The organism is Paenisporosarcina sp. P4_B8, from assembly GCF_056402175.1.
This window is the reverse complement of sequence record NZ_JBFUHX010000016.1, coordinates 1-16,654: the sequence shown is the minus strand read 5'-3', so window position 1 is coordinate 16,654 and position 16,654 is coordinate 1. Positions and strand designations below refer to the sequence as shown.

Here is a 16,654-nt window from a genome sequence, read left to right as displayed (position 1 = left end):
CTTGAAATCGAGTCTTCTGTTAAATGGCGCAATTGTAGAGCAACACAGGTAGAAAATTTTTATAAAAACCAATCTTAAATCTGCTAGATAGAATCCATTTTGATCAATCTTTTTTCAAAATGGATTCTTTTTATTTACCGTAGAATACGGGTTAACACGATATTTTTAATCAAACTTTATTTAAAGCTACATCAGGAGGTGTCTGCAATGAATAAGTATGTAAGAGTGATTATAGGTTTAGTAGGTTGCATTATATTATTCGTTTTTGGATTGTATCGTTTAATAGTTGAGTTCCCAAATTCAAATGAATTATTTGTTCCTATAACATTTACAGTTGGTGGGTTTATTGGTCTCATCGGCGGGATTATGGAACTTAGGAAAATTGATGTTTCTTAAAGTAACGCATGCGTTGATCCAAGAAGGATTAACGCTTTTTTTGTTGAACTTATTGCAATCCCATGAAAATTAAAATCTCAGACAGTCCAAAAAAGACAATACTAAAGTAGACGCAGCTCATTTGATTTATTAAAAAGTTCAGCGCCTAAGCTTGGATCGTCGCGTTAGGTACTGCAGCCGGTGATCTGGTAGCAGAGGGTCTTAATTTGGGTTACTGGATTTCAGCACTTATGTTTGCTGCACTGATCGGGGTAGTGACCATTGCCTACTATCGCTTCAAGCTTAATGCAGTGTTGGCATTCTGTATTGCTTACATCTTGACTCGACCTCTAGGGGATTATTTGTCACAGTCTCACCAAGAGGGGGGCCTTGACTGGGTACTGTGTGGACCAGTGTAATTTTCATCTGAGCTTAGTCATCTATCTGACCGTAACGAGAAGAGACGATCCAGATAAAGTCTTAACTGAGGGGTAGAACGTGCTGAAGTTAAGAATATGAATGAAACGTAACATCTTTGTTAATCTTAGATAATTCAGCAGGGAAATAAAAATGAGAATTATCTCACTTAACATTCACTAATTTCTTAAAAAAAGTCAGCTGTCTTTTCATACACGTCTGTCACAATAAGGATTGTAAGATCGTTTCACACTACATTTTAGGAGGAATTCTGTTATGAGAAAGAAATTAATCATTCCAGCATTGGCTTTCACTTTAGTGGGAGGAGCAGTCGTAGGTACAAGCCATATGATGCCTGCGTTTGCCAAAAACAATACAAGTAACACCAATCAAGAAGAACATCAAGATAAAGAGAACAGTGCACAATTGCAAAAAATCGCAAAAATTTCTAGTAAAGAAGCAGAAGCCATTGCTTTAAAAGAAGTTCCCGGAACAGTGAAAGAGTCTGAACTGGAAGAAGAAGATGGTGTCCTTGTTTATGGATTTGAAGTGCAAACAACTTCAGGTGATGTAAAAGAAGTCAAAGTAAATGCAAAAAATGGTGACATTTTCAAAGTTGAAAATGATGACAACGATGAAGGCGATGATGAAGGAGACGGTGAAGAAAATGATGACAACATCAAAAATCTTCAAAAAAGAGCTTCATTATCAAGTAAAGAAGCAGAAGCCATTGCTTTAAAAGAAGTTCCAGGTACAGTAAAAGATTCTGAACTAGAAGACGAAGATGGCGTCGTTGTGTATGGTTTTGAAGTTCAGACAACTTCAGGAGTGAAAGATGTCAAAGTAAATGCTGAAAATGGTGATATTTTCAAAGTTGAAAATGAAAATAACGATGAAGGCGATGATGAAGAAGACGGAGAAGAAAATGATGACAACATCCAAGATCTTCAAAAGAGCGCTTCATTATCAAGTAAAGAAGCAGAAGCCATTGCTTTAAAAGAAGTTCCCGGTACAGTAAAAGATTCTGAACTAGAAGACGAAGATGGCGTCGTTGTGTATGACGTTGAAGTTAAAAAGTCTGCAGGGATTATCAAGGGTGTCAAAGTAGATGCGTCTTCAGGCAAAATCATTAAAGTTGCTGACGAAGAAGAAGATAATGATGATGAAGTCGAGAATGACTAACATCAAAAATAAATCGATAAATAGTTCAAAGGAATAGATGAGTTTATTTCATCTATTCCTTTTTTCTTGCCAATTGTTATTATTGATTTTAATTTATTCAGGTACGAATTAGAAATAAGAGGGGCGTTGTGATTAAACAAAAGGATGTACAAATGAGCACGAAACCGGTTAGTTGCGATGAACCACTTAAATTAGCATATAAAAAAGATGATGTTTATGGTCTTTTAGGAATAAATGGGCAGATGAGACCACGACCATTTGCAAGTTAATTGGTTATTTAAGCCTTCAAATGGCGAAGTTAAGTGTTAAGTGAAATAGATTGATATCGAACAAAATTGTATGGCTCACTGTTGTTCGATCATAGACATAACCTGATTTCTTGGAGGGTTCATATTGAAGAAAATATTGTTAATTGAAGACGAAGAAAGTATCTCTGAATTTTTAGAGTTAGAACTCAAACATGAAGGTTTTGATGTCAAAGTTGTCGATGATGGGAGAGAAGGCCTAGACGCAGCGATGAATCAAGAGTTTGATTTAATTTTACTCGACCTAATGCTTCCACATTTAAATGGAATTGAAATATGCCGTAGGTTAAGAGTGGTAAAAGATACACCGGTCATTATGTTAACTGCCAGAGATAGCGTTATGGACCGAGTCATGGGTTTAGATGTGGGTGCAGATGATTACGTTTCAAAGCCTTTTTCTATTGAAGAACTCTTGGCCAGAATGCGTGTGATTTTTCGGAGGCAGGAGAAGCATGAAGAAAGCATCGCCAAACATTTAAAGTTCAAGGAGATTGAAGTCGACACCATCTCTCGAACTGTAAAGAATAGAAGCAAAGAGGTTACATTGACAAAAAGGGAGTATGAACTTCTCTTGATGTTTATGCAAAATGTCAATCGAGTTTTAACACGTGAAATCATTTTAGAAAAAATTTGGGGATATGAGACATTTATTGAAACGAATGTGGTTGATGTATATGTTAGGTACTTACGTAACAAAATTAGTATCGAAGATGAAAACTACATCCAATCCGTTCGCGGGGTAGGGTATGTGATGAAATAATGAAGTTCAAGACGAAGTTAAAACTCAAATGGAAACTTGTTTTATGGTCGACTCTCTTAATGATGGGTTTATTTCTATCTTATAATTTATTGCAGTACTTCGTAATGAATAGTTGGATGGTTCGATACGAAGAGCAATCGATTGAGAGAAAGATGGATGCTACTCAAGAGTATTTCTCGGAGCAAGATAATCAAAACTTATCGATAAGTACGATTAAAGAGAGTGAATCTTTTTTAGAATCTATCAATGAAAAATCAGAAACGATACGAATATATGATCGATATGGAAGAAGCGTTGTTGCAGTAAGTCAAGAGGAGGAATTATTCGTAACCGAAAAAACTGTTCAAAATGAACAGATTGAATTACAAAAGATTGGTGATGATAGGCTCCTCGTTTTCAGAAAACCTCTAGTAGGAACGAATTTTGTTGGGACAATCGAAATCGTGAAAAATCTAGAAATTTTTGATGATTTGTTAGAACAATTTGGAATGATGATGTTTTTAACAGGCATTGGCGCCATTTTTTTAAGTTTATTAGGTGCGTTATTCCTGTCAAAACAATTTTTAAAACCCATTCAGGATATTTCATATACCTTAACGAGGATAAAGAAATATGGATTGGAAGAGAGGGTAATGGTTCATCAAAATCAAGATGAAATTGCCCAACTTGCAGTCCATTTTAATGAGCTAATGGACCAATTAGAAGAGTCTTTCAATCAACAGAGACAATTTGTGGAGGATGCTTCTCACGAACTGAGAACACCACTATCTGTATTACAGGGAAACCTTATGATGTTGGATCGGTGGGGGAAGAATAATACTGAAGTTCTCAATAAATCATTAACTTCCTCATTACGAGAAGTTGAAAGAATGAATAAGTTAGTCAAAGAATTGTTAGACCTTTCAAGGCTTGATTCTGAAACAACGAATGATTCAAACATTACACAAATTGAGCCGAAACTTGTGATTGAAAAAGTAATAAATGATTTTAGACTGACTCATCCTGATGTTGATTTTAATCTATTCTTAGCAGATAAAGCACCGATTGCGATGACAGAAAGCCATTTAGAACAAGTCGTTACCATATTAATCGATAATGCGATTAAATACTCTGACTTCAAAAGTAAGCTTGTAATTCACTATCAGTCAAAAGATCTCGAAACTGAGATAATTGTGCAAGATTTTGGAATAGGAATATCTAAAGAAGAAATCCCATTTGTCACGAACCGATTTTATCGCGTTGAAAAATCACGAAATCGTAAAAAAGGTGGTTACGGGATTGGACTTTCCATTGCTCAAAAAATCATGGATACATACATGGGAAGTATGAGAATTGAAAGTGAGGTAGGAAAAGGAACATCGGTTACACTTACTTTTCCCAATCCAAAATGATTCAAATTGTAATGATTTTATTCTCGGAAAATACCAAAAAAATTCTTCCATATTGAAGAGTGTAGTTGGATATTTTTTACTATTATTTCGAAATGATGTGTTTCATGCATGGATAAAAAAATTAAACTTTCGATCTTTTTAATCATCGGCTTATTTTCCTTTATCGGTTTTGGGGTAATGGCTATTTTGGTTCATGGTCAAAAAGTGATTAAATTTGATGATATAGTTATCAACTCAATTCAAGGATTAGAGACCCCTTTTTTGACGACAATCATGAGGTTTTTCACTTTCCTTGGGTCTATTACAGCCATCATAGTGTTGGCGGTTGTAATCATGTTAATTTTCTATTTTGTGTTTAAACTCAGATCAGAATTACTTTTATTTTTAGGCGTGGTTGTAGGCGCGAATATCCTTTTTATCACGTTAAAACTTATTTTTCATAGAGCACGTCCAGACCTGCATCGACTCATTGAAATTACGGGGTATAGTTTTCCTAGTGGGCATTCCACGAATGCAATAGCTATCTATGGTATCCTCTCATTTATTCTATGGCGACATATTCCCACCAAATGGGGACGAACTATTGTAGTAATTTTAAGCGTTCTGATGATTTTAGTAATTGGTATTAGTCGAGTTTATTTAGGCGTTCATTATCCGAGTGATGTGATTGGTGGATATTTTGTTGGAGGTTTTTGGTTAATAATTAGCATTTGGCTATATCAGTTTTACAAAGAAAGGCTATATGAACGAAAACATAATCTCAAAGTTGAAAAATAAGCAATGTCTTTTATCTATGTCGTACGTTTTTCATAAGACTTCACTTTTCGAAAACTCGGATGTTGCCTTTCTTACAACGCTTAACCTGAAAATTCCCAACCAAAAAGACCTTCTCAAAGTGTCCCGAGAAGGTCTTTTGCATGTTTAATATAATTAGTTGATATGTATCGTATTTCGTCCGTTTTTCTTTGTTTCATAAAGTGCTTTACGAACAAAAGTTGACGCAAAAAAACCGACCTGAAAGCCGGCTAAAATTAAATTAATGATGATTCATGAAATACAAAAACCAAACGGCATGGTTCTGCTCATCAGCAGAAGCCTGAGTAAATGCATTTCTTATAAGTTCATTATTGTATTTTCTAGCAATCTCATGATAAAGATCTACAGTTTCTTGTTCGTCGATAAATGCAGCTAATACTCCACTTTTATAATCTCGGGAGCATTGTTTAGTGATTTGAGGTGTTGGTTGATTCCCGGTTAATGAAATATAAATCTGAGCAAAGTTTTGATAGTGTCTGATTTCATCATTTCGGATTTCGAGTATTCTATTTTTAATCTCAGGGATGTGAGCTTGATTAGCTAATATTTCATAGCAATAGATAGCTTGATATTCTCCGTTAATAGCTTTCGAAAGATCGTTGATGATTTCTCTATTAGAAGAATGCTGCATGGAGTTCTGATTCATTTTTTCACCTCCATTGATAGTGTATTCAAGTATGTAAGAAAGGGAATCTTGTCCGATGTTATTGAAAAAACTAGACACAATACGAACAAAATGTGAAATAGAAGAATAGGTTCGTATTCAACTAACGGGTGCTTTAGTTGAACATTTGGCTACCTTTCGCGGCAGAACGAATGCGTTAATCCACCAAGAAGCAATAAACTGCTATCTTGTAATGCAAAGCAGTTGAATTATTACTTTTTGTTAGCTATTGTGTATTACAAGTTACTTATTTTCTTTGCATCATTTAATGAAAGGCAGTGAGTTTATTGGCTACGTCCACCCAAATGTTGAAAGGAATCTTGGAAGGTTGTTTGTTGGCGATTATCAAACGCGGAGAGACGTATGGATATGAAATGATCGAGAAATTAGAAGATTTTGGTTTCAATATGGTCAGTGAAGGGAGTATTTATCCTGTTTTAATGAGGATGCAGAAAGAAAATTTGGTCACATCAGTAATGAAAGCTTCACCAAATGGACCGAACCGAAAATACTATACAATCACCGAAGCAGGGCTAGATGAACTAGCTAATTACCAAGCAAGGTGGAAAGAACTTTCTCAGGCAGTGCATGCTTTATTTGATAATGACATAAACAAAGGAGTGGAATAAATGCTAACAACAAAAAGTGTGAATTTCATTGATAACCTTCGAATGTACTTACTCACTTCAGGAAAAAATAAAAATGAAGTGAAAGAAGTAACAGAAGAGTTGCGTGATCATTTAATTGAATCTGAAAAGCGTGGAAAGAGTATAGATGAAATAATCGAGGGTACTCCTGAAGCTTATATATTACTGCATTATTCATCCTTCTTTTGTTAGGAAGTACCTTTCTAGTAGAACCTTTCTACAAAGCTAGCCCTATAGCAACCGTGGGCATTATAGTAATTTGTGTGGCAGTTTTTATCTTGTTAGCCTTTTGGGGTAAGACTTTGTCAGCCATTTGGATACCAACGTTATTGTTCATACCTGATTATTTTTACCGTTTTTCAAATTTAAAGGACGAAACAATATTGATTATCGCTGCTGCATCGTTTGTTCTTATTTTCATTTTCTTTATGTTGAACTTATTAATTAGTGATCGATTAAGAAAGGCAAAAGTTATGAGATAAAGGAAGTAAATAGCTAATATTAATTGTCGCGTATCTGAGCATCACATTCTCTAGATAATTATAAAAACGCTAGTAAAATATGTGTTTCTAATACAAAAAAATCAGGGTGCGATTACCTCCTAATGCGGGGGTTATTTCAACCCAGCATGCATGCTTCATAAACTCACTTCCGAAAGGCTCGGTTAAAGACGCGAGTTGATCTTTTTCCTCTCTAATTAACCTTCCCAGTTATTAGTACGCTCCTTATTGAGCTAACGGGGCAGGTTAGTTCAATAAGAAACTAAAGAAGTAAAGGGTGTATTTTAATGACAAAGACAAGAATATTACCAGAACCACATAGATACGCAGTTTGTCCCCCATCAGATAAGCCTATTAAAGAATATTACGATGGTGTATTCGAAGAAATATTTATTTTTTTTCATCCATTTATAAAACCAAAAACACTAGAATATCAATTATTTAAACCAAGTACATACCCAACTAAAAATGACATTATAGAAAATTGTGAAGCGATCACTTGGGAACAGATTTTGAAAATAACTGGCATTGATAGTTTCCGGCGACTAGACATAGGACTAAGAACGCTAATATCAGGTTTAAAACCAAAATTCGCAAATAAAGATGTTGCAAAGGTAATTGAATCGGTTTGTGTGGAAAAAAGAATTGTTCCTCCAACTGAGGGATTCTTTCCTGAGTTTTTAATGAACGTTATACTTCAGCAAATAATAAGAGAAGGTCACGAATGGATATGGTGCGGAGACGAATTTAGTACTGAAAGAAAATTGGAGTATATAGATGACTTAATTGCCGATAATAATGCATTTCGAAACGAACATATAAACCTATTTACCAACGATAATAAAATCTTGATAACTACACACTGGGATAGTCACTTTTCAATGTTATGTTCAGATAAAGGCACCGTAAATAGAATAGTTAAATCGTGTAATTTGGAAGGGTTTTACTGTAGTGAAAACACGGAAATTTATTGGAGTGTCCATAATTAGTTATTGAACTAACGGGTGCTTTAGTTGAAGATCGGACTGCTTAAGCAGCTCTTTTCTTATTGAACTAACGGGGCAGGTTAGTTGAGTAAGAAAAATGTTAATATAAAAGAAATAGTGTTGAATATAAGGGGCGTTATTATGGATAACTGGAAGAATAATACCATTTGGTTTGATGATATTCCAGAAAATCTATTACTGGACCTAAATTTAAAAGAAGAGAAATTAAAGGAAATGACACTCAATGACATTGAATATCTAATCTTACGGCATTATAAAAAAAGTAAGTTAGGCAATTTTGTTGAAATTCCTAAAAATCTACTCTACTTAGAACTAAATTGGTCTAATATACAGAGTTTTGTTGGTATAGAAAATCTAACTAAAATAAAACGTTTAGAGCTACATTATTGCACAAAATTAGAAGAAGATTGCGGTTTATCAAAAATAGCTGATACCATAGAACATTTGGATATCAATCATTCAAAGAAATTTGTACCTTCCGAAGAGTTATTTTCTCTTAAAAACCTTCGTGTTCTTCGCCTAAATTCTTGCGGCAATCTTGAAAATTTATCTTTTTTAAATCATTTCCCTAAGTTAATTGATTTTCGATTCGTTGATACAAATGTAATTGATGGCGATTTATCGCCAATAATACAACATCCAACAATTAGAAGTGTAGGCTTTCTTAATAAAAGGCACTACAATATCAGCGAACAAACAATGGACTCTCTTTTAGAAGAAAAAAATAGTAGTGATGTGGATTATAAAACTACCATTATGAAGAGAGACGGGAGTAGAAAATACTATACTTTTAGATACAACTATTAGCTTAAAGCCCGTCAATTCAACTTCAGGTATTTTATTAACAAAAGGTCGTTTTAGTTGAAGTTCTTATTCAACTAACGTGTGCTTTAGTTGAATAAGGACCACTAAAAAATGCTCAAACTTTTTTATAAAAAACGAAATAACTAATAACAAATTAAGAAGCCATTTTGATCAATCTTTTTTCAAAATTGCTTCTTTTTGTCTGTCGTGAAATATGGGTTTGCGAAGACTTGTTGACCACTATCTAAACCAAAATGTTTCGACAAAAACCTATTGAATTTCCTTTACTCTCAAAGCAAATATACATTTCGGTTCAACTTTGAACCTCTTGCCTGTTTCTTCACTTATGGAAAATGACCCTAGGAAGGGGAGTGAACATTATTCGTCATTTTACTCTTCGGGTATTGTTTTAGCTAAAACAATAGCCTTGGTTAACACCTGAATATTATTACCAGAGATGGCAATGGTCCATTCTGATAATATTGAGTTTAATACTATCTCTAATCTATCAAAGGGATAGCTTGGAGATATAGATTGAAAAAATTTTAAGGATGTATTTTTAAATGGGATTGTTTTTTGAGAAAAGAAAATATAAAAGCACAAAACCTTTTATATTCATTAATGTCCTGATGGTAATGCTAATCGGATTTGTTCTGTTAATGGGGATCATCAATAATTTTGAAAGCTTTTATGTTCGTCTATCATTCATTTTAGTAGGAGTGAGTTTCATTATCGAAGGATTAGAAACTTATTTGCATAAAGAAAAAAGTTGGGTCTATCTTTCAAGCTTTGGAATAGGCGTTCTGTTTATTGTCTTACAGTTCTAATATTCATACTGGGGCTAACAAGCTACTAAACTCATTTTACTTTTACTTTGCATGCTCATCTTCGGACAATGATTATGAAGAGGGTGGACTATTTAGCTATAAGAATTCAAGCAGATATAATCAGTGATTAAGCTCTGGAATAATGGTTGACTCAACAGATATTAGCGTCATGCTGACAATTGAAATGGAGTGATACATCTGGGAAGCTTTAAAGATATTCTGCCACGACATAAAACTGATGATGAAAGAGTTGAAATGATTAAAAAAATGGATAGAGCTCAAGTATTACCTTTGTTGCCTGGTCTTCTCGAATGGATCCAAGATATGAATTGGCCAGTGGCACGAGGCGTATTGGAACTACTATTGACCTTTCCAAAAGAAATTGTTCCCCATGTGCAAGATGTATTAACATCATCAGATGATGATAGTTGGAAGTATTTTATATTAATTCATTTAGTCAACTACTTGCCTTTAGAGTCTAGAATGCAATTTAAAGAGTATCTAACCAGAGTTGCCGAGGCACCTACAGAAAGTGAACTGTACGAAGAACTTAATGAAATCGCTAAAGAGATTTTAGATACAATCTGAATCTACTAATATATTATTTTCACATAGAAATTGTATTAAAACTCGAAAAATACTTATGGAGAAGGGGACATTGTAAGAATGGGATACAAAAAACTAGTCTATCAAGCATGTATTAAACAACACGAAGAAGGGGATTTTGGTATATATTTTCCAAATCTATTTCCTGAAGATGGTTGGGAATATCCATTAGCAGTGGGAACAACCAGACTCGAAGCGATAAAAGAAGCCCAAAAGCAACTTGCCTTTTCTTTAGCTGGAATCTTATATGACAATGAAGACCTTCCTAAGCCATTACCTATTCAAAGCAAAGACCTACTAGAAGGGATGGAAATAATTGATATAGAAACCGCTACTAGTCTTGATTCTGAAGAAATAAAGGAGCATTTGAAAGGGCGCCATTGGCATATTAGCTATTACCTTGAAGACAATGAAGATGAGGTTATAGAGGCAATTGGGTATAAAAATGACCAGGGAGAGTGGGATATATACTTCGATGATTATTCAGAGGACGAGAAAACCCTTTTTTTTGATTCCTCTTATAAAAAAAATCACGAGTGGCCATATAATATAATCCTATTTTCTGTTCATTTACATTCCGAAGCACAGGAGAAATTTAATCACTTTGTTGAAAATGTAATTTTAAAACGTCGTACTTCTATTGAGTGGTTGGAGAGGGAAAAAGATCGATTAGAATCTGAAGCGAATTTTAATAAAGCTCTTATTGACTTAATTGATAAAAAATTAAAAAATGGAGAGATTATTGAAAATGAAGCTGCTTTAATGAAAAATGAAATCACCTCTAATGTAGATAACTAATTCCAGTTACCTTTAATTGAGTAGTGTAACCGTAGATTTTCCGGAATTCTGTTAAGTATTCTAATTAAACATAGTTAAAAAGAGAACAAAGGATAATTTGCCAATGCTAAATGCAACTTTTTTAAATTAATTGTACATATGATGGACTCATCGCGGAAATGATGGTGAAAAAAGGTTATGGGATTGTTAAGAGTGTTTTTTGGTCTAATCGCAATTTGTTTAGGTATTTATTTACTAATACAACTATTTAAGTTCAAGAAAGAATTTGATAAAGCAAAAAATAAGCAAGAGAACTTTGTACAAAAATGGGAGAAGAATTTCTCGAGGTATATTTTGTTAGCAGTTGTTATGGTAATTAGTGGTTTAACTGCTACAGTGTTGAGTTGGTTTTAGATGAACGCTTGAATATGAACACAACAAAAGGACCTTTCATTAGGTCCTTATTAAATATCATTAAAAGAGACGGAAAAAGATCTCACCTTTTCCGTCTCTTTATTAAATAACACTTTACCAAAGAACTAAACTTTCACTTACCGAATCACTGACCAGTTGAATAAATGATTCACCGTCACCAGTCGTATGTGCATGATCCAAGGCATCATAATAACGAGCACGTTCAGATGCTTTGATGACAGCCGGTGGGAAGCCAGCTTTCATCAATTCATAGTTCATAAGCAACCTGGAAGTGCGTCCGTTTCGGTCAACGAACGGATGGATTTTCACAAACTCGGCATGAAGATAACTTTTTTGAAATGTGACAATTGTTATTGTATTTTTTATTCATGATATGGCTCAGGGAACGATGCGATTACGATTAGAACATGTATCGATCAATTGGAATCGAACTTTCGTTATGATGGACGATATGTTGGTATTTATGAATCAAATAACCTGGTTGCGACATCGAAAGTTTCGCCAAATGGTTAAAAGATGGTCTTGCAACTACATTTGTCAGATAGGCTGATTGATTTGCCCCTGGCATTCTGGTTTGATTCAGAGCATGAATCATTTGTTCAGCTGTCATTATTCCTAACCCATGACCAAAATACGTACCATCTCCTAAAACAACGGCATTCTCCCCTCTCCAGTAAGGGGTTTTCGGGTCGAAGTCCGGATTTTCAAAATATACGACATCTCCAGGCAAAAAATGGCCTGTAAAATACGGTTTTATTTGGAGTTCAGAATCATATTGCCAGCTGTATAAATAGATGTTGTTTTGAAATAATTGATTAAATAAGGATTCTCCCATAGAGTTTAGGACCGCATGGTAATAGATAATGACCATTGCCGTAGCACATTCAAAAGCATATTGTGAACTGTTCATGTAGATATCTTGAATCGCGTCTGATGGTTTTACTCCATGCCGCAGCAGGAATCCGCCGGTACGCGTCAAATGCCAGTATTGAGGATTACAACGGGAATTTTCAAGTGTTTCAAACTGCACATTGCTTTGATTCATGGCTCTTGCACTTAATATGATATTTTTTCGTAACTTAAGCTCAAACGATAATTCACCTATGAATTGATACGAGTAAACGACTGTATCTTTAATCATCCGTTGAATGATCATACTTTCAATACTACCAGACGACCACATGTCACTTTGTTGAAAGGGCATCCCCGATAGTTGAATCATAATATACCTCTTTCCAAGTTCGAGTATTAATTTACATTCTTACCTAGCATATTCAAGAATCGTTTTAATGTGTAGTTATCACAAACAAAACAAAAATAGGTGGAAGTTCGCCTATTAATAGGACTCGTATTTATAATTCTTTAGAAGAAGCGGAAGAATGGTGGAGTTCATATCCGAACTGGTGAAAAAACTAAATTGATTTACTACTTATTCAACTAAAGACAATAGTAAGGTTTTCCAACAATCGTCTCTTTGCTTCGATGTCAAAAAACTCACCATTCAATAACGCTGTTTCCTTAATTGATACATCTTATGGGCAGTATAAGCATAATCTCTCTTGTAAAACTTCTAAGACTTCTTCTGGCACTTCCCTGACCTTGATATCCCCACCTAGGAAAAGTAGCCAATTTGTTATTTCGGTCAATTCTTCGGGCTTATTAACATTGATAAAAGTCTTTAGAATGGCTGTGGTTTGGTAAGGATTCGTATAGGAAATTGAAACTTTTAAAGGATGGTATTTTTTGAACTGGGCAATCGCTTTTGGACCAAGTTCAAGGACAAGGTTGATTACTTCTTCCTGCTTACTTAGTTTTTCTAAAATCTTTTTCTTACTTAATCTTTTTTTCGTTGGGTAGGGTTTGATATTGGTGAGATGCTCGACAGGAAAAATCTGCTTCTTTTCTTCCTTTAAGTCAAAGCCTTCAATCAGCCAAAGGCTGTTTTCATGATAAAGGTGCAAGAGATAAATTGGATAAGACTTTGTTACCTTCTCTTCTTTAATGGTAATCAATAAATAGTTATCCAAAAGAAGGATTTGGATGAGTCTTTCTAACATGGGATGTGGGAGGTCTGAAAGATCAAGTAGGTCGGGATTATTGGGGTTGGTCCCTTCAAAAAGCAAGATTTGATTTAAAAGAACAAGGTCATTTTGTTGGTTTTCTGAGATGAGGCCTAGTAATTTTTCAGCTAAAGACTGACGACTCTTTAGATAGGGGAGTTGTTGATTTCTTGTGGCCATAAAGGCAATAAAAAGAGCTCTGACCTCATTATCGGTAAAGCGAACAGCGGGCAGGACAGAGTTGTGCATGACAAAATAACCCCCATCCCTTCCAACTTCAGCGACAAGTGGCATCCCCATGGCCTCAATTTCTCTGATATCTCTAATAGCTGTCGAACGAGAGATGTTAAATTCTCGCATGATTTCAGAAATTGTAAAGTGGGCGCGGTTGTTGATATACCGCATGATGATATTAATCCGTTCAACTTTTTTCATCGGGACTCCTAAACAGTACCATTTTTTGACATGATTTAAGGTTATCATAAACCTATCAAATGATGAAGATAATTCATTTGATTAATTTAAAGAAGAGGAAGGTTTTGAATATGGCAGATTATACCCTAGAAGAAAAAGACAGCTTTACCGTTTTAGGTTTTGGAACTGAGCTTAAGAGCGATTACACAGACTTTGCTGGCATAAACAAGGAAAAGTCAGACTTTTGGCAGGCCTTCAGCCAAGATGGAAGGCTTGACACTTTAAAAGCCATAGCCACAAATGACTACGTTTTTGCCGTGAACGAAGCGGTGAATAACAAGATGATGCATTATGCTGGCGTAATGACAGAGGCATCGGCACCAGAAGAAGCCAGAGTAATCCAATTTCCTAAAGGGGAATACCTAGTTGTTAATGGGGAAGGTAAGACGGCTGATGAATTGAATAATAAGCTTGCTGGCCTTGCCTTCGGTCAAGTCTTGCCAGAAGCAAAGAATTTTGCCTATGTTGGTGGGCCAAATGCAACGGTTGAGATGGGGCAGCGAAACGGCTTAGTTTTTGGTGAAATGTGGATTCCTGTTGTTAGGAAATAAAAAGATAAAAGGAGAGATGGAAATGTCCTATATCGTTGATTTTAAAAATGTGTCTACGGTTGGTTTAGAATCTTCACCTGTAGTAGAGGCGCTTGCTGGTTTACGTGCTAATGATGCCCGTTACTTTATGAACAAATACAAGCATGAATTTACGGTTGTACCAGCTAGCGAAAGCCAGGAGACCCTTGATTATGTGAACCGAATTTTGAAAGAAGATCGTGATATTGAGTTTGCGGCAAAACCTTTAGAAACGTCGCGTTTTCAACTGGAAAATATCAAATTTGCCTACGTCATTTATGAGGATGGTCTTGTGGTCAACGTCATGTATACGGTTGATGGCCCTAAGAAGCGGGCCGTTGGTTTTAAGCTTTCTGAGGGGATGGAGGTACCAAAGGAGTTAGAAGAGAAGTTTAAGTTTGCTAGGCAGAAGTCTAAACTAGCTGGAACAATTCGGGGCTCGTTTTTTGTAATTAAAGGAGAATATTAAAGTAAGCAAAAGCGCAAGTCCTTGTTATTCTATTAAAGGGCGCGATTGTGGAACAACAAAGACAGAAAATGATCAAACTTTTTTATAAAACCAAACTTAAATCTTCTGATAAAGAATCCATTTTGATCAATCTTTTTTTAAAGTGGATTCTTTTAATTTATCGTGAAATATGGGTTTTCGCGTTACTTTTTAATCAAACTTTATTCCAAAGCAACGAGAAGACTTTCTCCGAAGATAATTGGATATTTATGTTTAAAATATAGTAGAAATTGCGAAGGGAAGTACTTAAGTTACCTAGCAGTTTAGGAAAGTAATTCACAAAAAAGGGGGATAGAAAGTGGATTTATTACTTTGGATAACTGTTGGTTTAATTATAATCGGATTTGTTGCTCTCGCTTTTATAAAAAGAAATATGGAAAGTAAGAAAAGTGAAACTACCCAATCCATAGTTTGGTGGATAGTGGGAACCACAGTTTGGGGGGTAGCGAGTCTCATTCTTATTGGGTGGTGGTTTAGTGAAATTTAGTAAGTTTTTGGCAATTGTTTTAGAGGGAGGTAGTTCATTTTTGTGAAGAAATGTACTTAAACAAACGGAGGCTTTACTTCAATAAGGGGTAAAGCCTTTTTCTTATTCAACTAACGGAGCAGGTTAGCCTAATAAGGAGGTATTTTATGGAAGTTTATAGAAATAGTTCTTTTATGTTGAAAAGTTCAGTAATTGAAGAGAGGGCTGTATGTTGGAACACAGCTGGAGACAGAAGGTTGGCAAAGTATTACATAAGAAGTATAAGTTAATAACTTATCTTTATCTTGCACTAATGCTTTTATTTTATATGTGTTATATCTTGCTCGAAAGTAATAGGCAAAATAAATCGGATTATTGGATATCGAAAATCAACCTAACCCAAGAAAATATTCAAAGTATTAGCCTTTTAGGGACTTGGACATCGGTTACGGAAGTAATGTTCTTAGCTTTATTTATTATAGTAGCTAGCATTGTATTAGTTTTCTATCGGAAAGATAAGAACATGTTTAAGCGTTTTTTACTAATTCATATTGGCTTATTTTTAGCAATCCTTCTTTTGAGTTATGCTTTAACTTTGATTACACCATTACCTATTGGGAATTTAACTCAACCTATAATTTCACCACTTTTATTATTGGGGATTTTATCAATTTATTTAGGATTGTTGAGGATAAAAGAGATTTGACTCTAGTTGAAGATCACTGAGCTGCTTAAACTGTCTTTTTCTTATTCTACTAACGGAGCAGGATAGTTCAAGAACGGTGACCATAGAAAAACTATAAGGGGTGATTTGGTGAAGAAATGGGTTTTACTTTTAATAGGAATAGTGATCGTAATCAGTAGTGGCTATGCAATACTTTCTAATGGGTTTTCAAATATTGAGGGCATTAAAGTGCAAAAGTTCGATAGAGGCACAAATGATTTTAATGAAGGAAAAGTTATTAAAGATAGTTCTACGATAAAGACTTTTACAAAGTTATTAAACAGAGCGAACCACGAAAAGAATGTCAATTATGAAATGGAAAAGCGAGAGGACTATAAGG

The 16,654-nt window shown here is 34.8% G+C and carries 22 protein-coding genes and 1 pseudogene; 19 read left to right on the top strand and 4 right to left on the bottom strand.

Annotated elements, in window-relative coordinates; translation table 11 throughout:
• The first annotated feature begins 207 nt into the window (after positions 1-207).
• The 7 genes and pseudogenes from AC1DSK_RS13945 to AC1DSK_RS13915 all read left to right on the top strand — a co-directional run bounded on the left by AC1DSK_RS13945 (position 208) and on the right by AC1DSK_RS13915 (position 5,207).
• Positions 208-396, top strand: a complete 189-nt coding sequence (locus AC1DSK_RS13945; RefSeq protein WP_477548139.1) for a hypothetical protein — start codon at positions 208-210, stop codon at positions 394-396.
• A 161-nt stretch (positions 397-557) separates the two neighbouring features.
• Positions 558-870 (top strand): annotated as a pseudogene (locus AC1DSK_RS13940) (COG4705 family protein); the annotation flags it as partial.
• A 198-nt stretch (positions 871-1,068) separates the two neighbouring features.
• Positions 1,069-1,974, top strand: a complete 906-nt coding sequence (locus tag AC1DSK_RS13935; RefSeq protein WP_477548138.1) for a PepSY domain-containing protein — start codon at positions 1,069-1,071, stop codon at positions 1,972-1,974.
• Positions 1,975-2,102: 128 nt separating this feature from the next.
• Positions 2,103-2,243 carry a hypothetical protein gene (locus AC1DSK_RS13930; protein WP_477548137.1) on the top strand — a complete coding sequence of 47 codons (141 nt, stop codon included), beginning with the start codon at positions 2,103-2,105 and terminating at the stop codon, positions 2,241-2,243.
• 124 nt (positions 2,244-2,367) lie between these two features.
• A complete protein-coding gene (locus AC1DSK_RS13925; RefSeq protein WP_108587981.1) occupies positions 2,368-3,039 on the top strand; it encodes a response regulator transcription factor in 672 nt (223 codons plus the stop codon).
• Between the two features lie 104 nt (positions 3,040-3,143).
• On the top strand, positions 3,144-4,430 hold the full coding sequence (locus AC1DSK_RS13920; protein WP_477548136.1) for a sensor histidine kinase: 1,287 nt from the start codon (positions 3,144-3,146) through the stop codon (positions 4,428-4,430).
• Between the two features lie 108 nt (positions 4,431-4,538).
• The gene (locus AC1DSK_RS13915) at positions 4,539-5,207 is read left to right on the top strand and encodes a phosphatase PAP2 family protein (RefSeq protein WP_477548135.1); all 669 of its coding nucleotides are present in this window, start codon (positions 4,539-4,541) and stop codon (positions 5,205-5,207) included.
• 259 nt (positions 5,208-5,466) lie between these two features.
• On the opposite strand, the gene AC1DSK_RS13910 is transcribed toward AC1DSK_RS13915, so the two are convergent.
• Positions 5,467-5,892: a ferritin-like domain-containing protein gene (locus tag AC1DSK_RS13910; protein ID WP_477548134.1), complete on the bottom strand. Its 426-nt coding sequence runs from the start codon at positions 5,890-5,892 to the stop codon at positions 5,467-5,469.
• Between the two features lie 323 nt (positions 5,893-6,215).
• On the opposite strand from AC1DSK_RS13910, the gene AC1DSK_RS13905 reads away from it, so the two are divergent.
• The 7 genes from AC1DSK_RS13905 (at position 6,216) to AC1DSK_RS13875 (ending at position 11,099) form a co-directional block, all read left to right on the top strand.
• On the top strand, positions 6,216-6,539 hold the full coding sequence (locus AC1DSK_RS13905) for a PadR family transcriptional regulator (RefSeq protein WP_477548133.1): 324 nt from the start codon (positions 6,216-6,218) through the stop codon (positions 6,537-6,539).
• Positions 6,540-6,749, top strand: a complete 210-nt coding sequence (locus AC1DSK_RS13900; RefSeq protein ID WP_477548132.1) for a hypothetical protein — start codon at positions 6,540-6,542, stop codon at positions 6,747-6,749.
• 595 nt (positions 6,750-7,344) lie between these two features.
• Positions 7,345-8,046, top strand: a complete 702-nt coding sequence (locus AC1DSK_RS13895) for a DUF2711 family protein (RefSeq protein WP_477548131.1) — start codon at positions 7,345-7,347, stop codon at positions 8,044-8,046.
• Between the two features lie 81 nt (positions 8,047-8,127).
• Positions 8,128-8,871, top strand: coding sequence for a hypothetical protein (locus AC1DSK_RS13890; protein ID WP_477548130.1), 744 nt, complete (start codon positions 8,128-8,130; stop codon positions 8,869-8,871).
• A gap of 560 nt (positions 8,872-9,431) precedes the next feature.
• Positions 9,432-9,695 (top strand): hypothetical protein, encoded by a 264-nt coding sequence (locus AC1DSK_RS13885; RefSeq protein ID WP_477548129.1) that lies wholly within the window; start codon positions 9,432-9,434, stop codon positions 9,693-9,695.
• A gap of 189 nt (positions 9,696-9,884) precedes the next feature.
• Complete coding sequence (locus tag AC1DSK_RS13880; protein ID WP_477548128.1) at positions 9,885-10,283, top strand: DUF5071 domain-containing protein; 399 nt, start codon at positions 9,885-9,887, stop codon at positions 10,281-10,283.
• A 78-nt stretch (positions 10,284-10,361) separates the two neighbouring features.
• Positions 10,362-11,099, top strand: a complete 738-nt coding sequence (locus AC1DSK_RS13875; protein ID WP_477548127.1) for a type II toxin-antitoxin system HicB family antitoxin — start codon at positions 10,362-10,364, stop codon at positions 11,097-11,099.
• Between the two features lie 507 nt (positions 11,100-11,606).
• Here AC1DSK_RS13875 and AC1DSK_RS13870 read toward each other — a convergent pair.
• From AC1DSK_RS13870 to AC1DSK_RS13860, 3 genes are all read right to left on the bottom strand, one after another.
• Positions 11,607-11,861: a Fic family protein gene (locus tag AC1DSK_RS13870; RefSeq protein ID WP_477548185.1), complete on the bottom strand. Its 255-nt coding sequence runs from the start codon at positions 11,859-11,861 to the stop codon at positions 11,607-11,609.
• Positions 11,862-11,913: 52 nt separating this feature from the next.
• Complete coding sequence (locus tag AC1DSK_RS13865; RefSeq protein WP_477548126.1) at positions 11,914-12,735, bottom strand: protein-glutamine gamma-glutamyltransferase; 822 nt, start codon at positions 12,733-12,735, stop codon at positions 11,914-11,916.
• A gap of 310 nt (positions 12,736-13,045) precedes the next feature.
• Positions 13,046-14,008, bottom strand: a complete 963-nt coding sequence (locus AC1DSK_RS13860) for a helix-turn-helix transcriptional regulator (protein ID WP_477548125.1) — start codon at positions 14,006-14,008, stop codon at positions 13,046-13,048.
• 110 nt (positions 14,009-14,118) lie between these two features.
• On the opposite strand from AC1DSK_RS13860, the gene AC1DSK_RS13855 reads away from it, so the two are divergent.
• The 5 genes from AC1DSK_RS13855 to AC1DSK_RS13835 form a co-directional block, all read left to right on the top strand.
• Positions 14,119-14,598 (top strand): GyrI-like domain-containing protein, encoded by a 480-nt coding sequence (locus AC1DSK_RS13855; protein WP_477538657.1) that lies wholly within the window; start codon positions 14,119-14,121, stop codon positions 14,596-14,598.
• Between the two features lie 22 nt (positions 14,599-14,620).
• Positions 14,621-15,085: a phage tail protein gene (locus tag AC1DSK_RS13850; RefSeq protein ID WP_477548124.1), complete on the top strand. Its 465-nt coding sequence runs from the start codon at positions 14,621-14,623 to the stop codon at positions 15,083-15,085.
• A 337-nt stretch (positions 15,086-15,422) separates the two neighbouring features.
• Positions 15,423-15,611, top strand: coding sequence for a hypothetical protein (locus AC1DSK_RS13845; protein ID WP_477548123.1), 189 nt, complete (start codon positions 15,423-15,425; stop codon positions 15,609-15,611).
• A gap of 208 nt (positions 15,612-15,819) precedes the next feature.
• A complete protein-coding gene (locus AC1DSK_RS13840) occupies positions 15,820-16,296 on the top strand; it encodes a hypothetical protein (protein WP_477598301.1) in 477 nt (158 codons plus the stop codon).
• A 108-nt stretch (positions 16,297-16,404) separates the two neighbouring features.
• On the top strand, positions 16,405-16,654 hold a 250-nt coding region (locus tag AC1DSK_RS13835), incomplete at its 3' end, for a hypothetical protein (protein ID WP_477598299.1).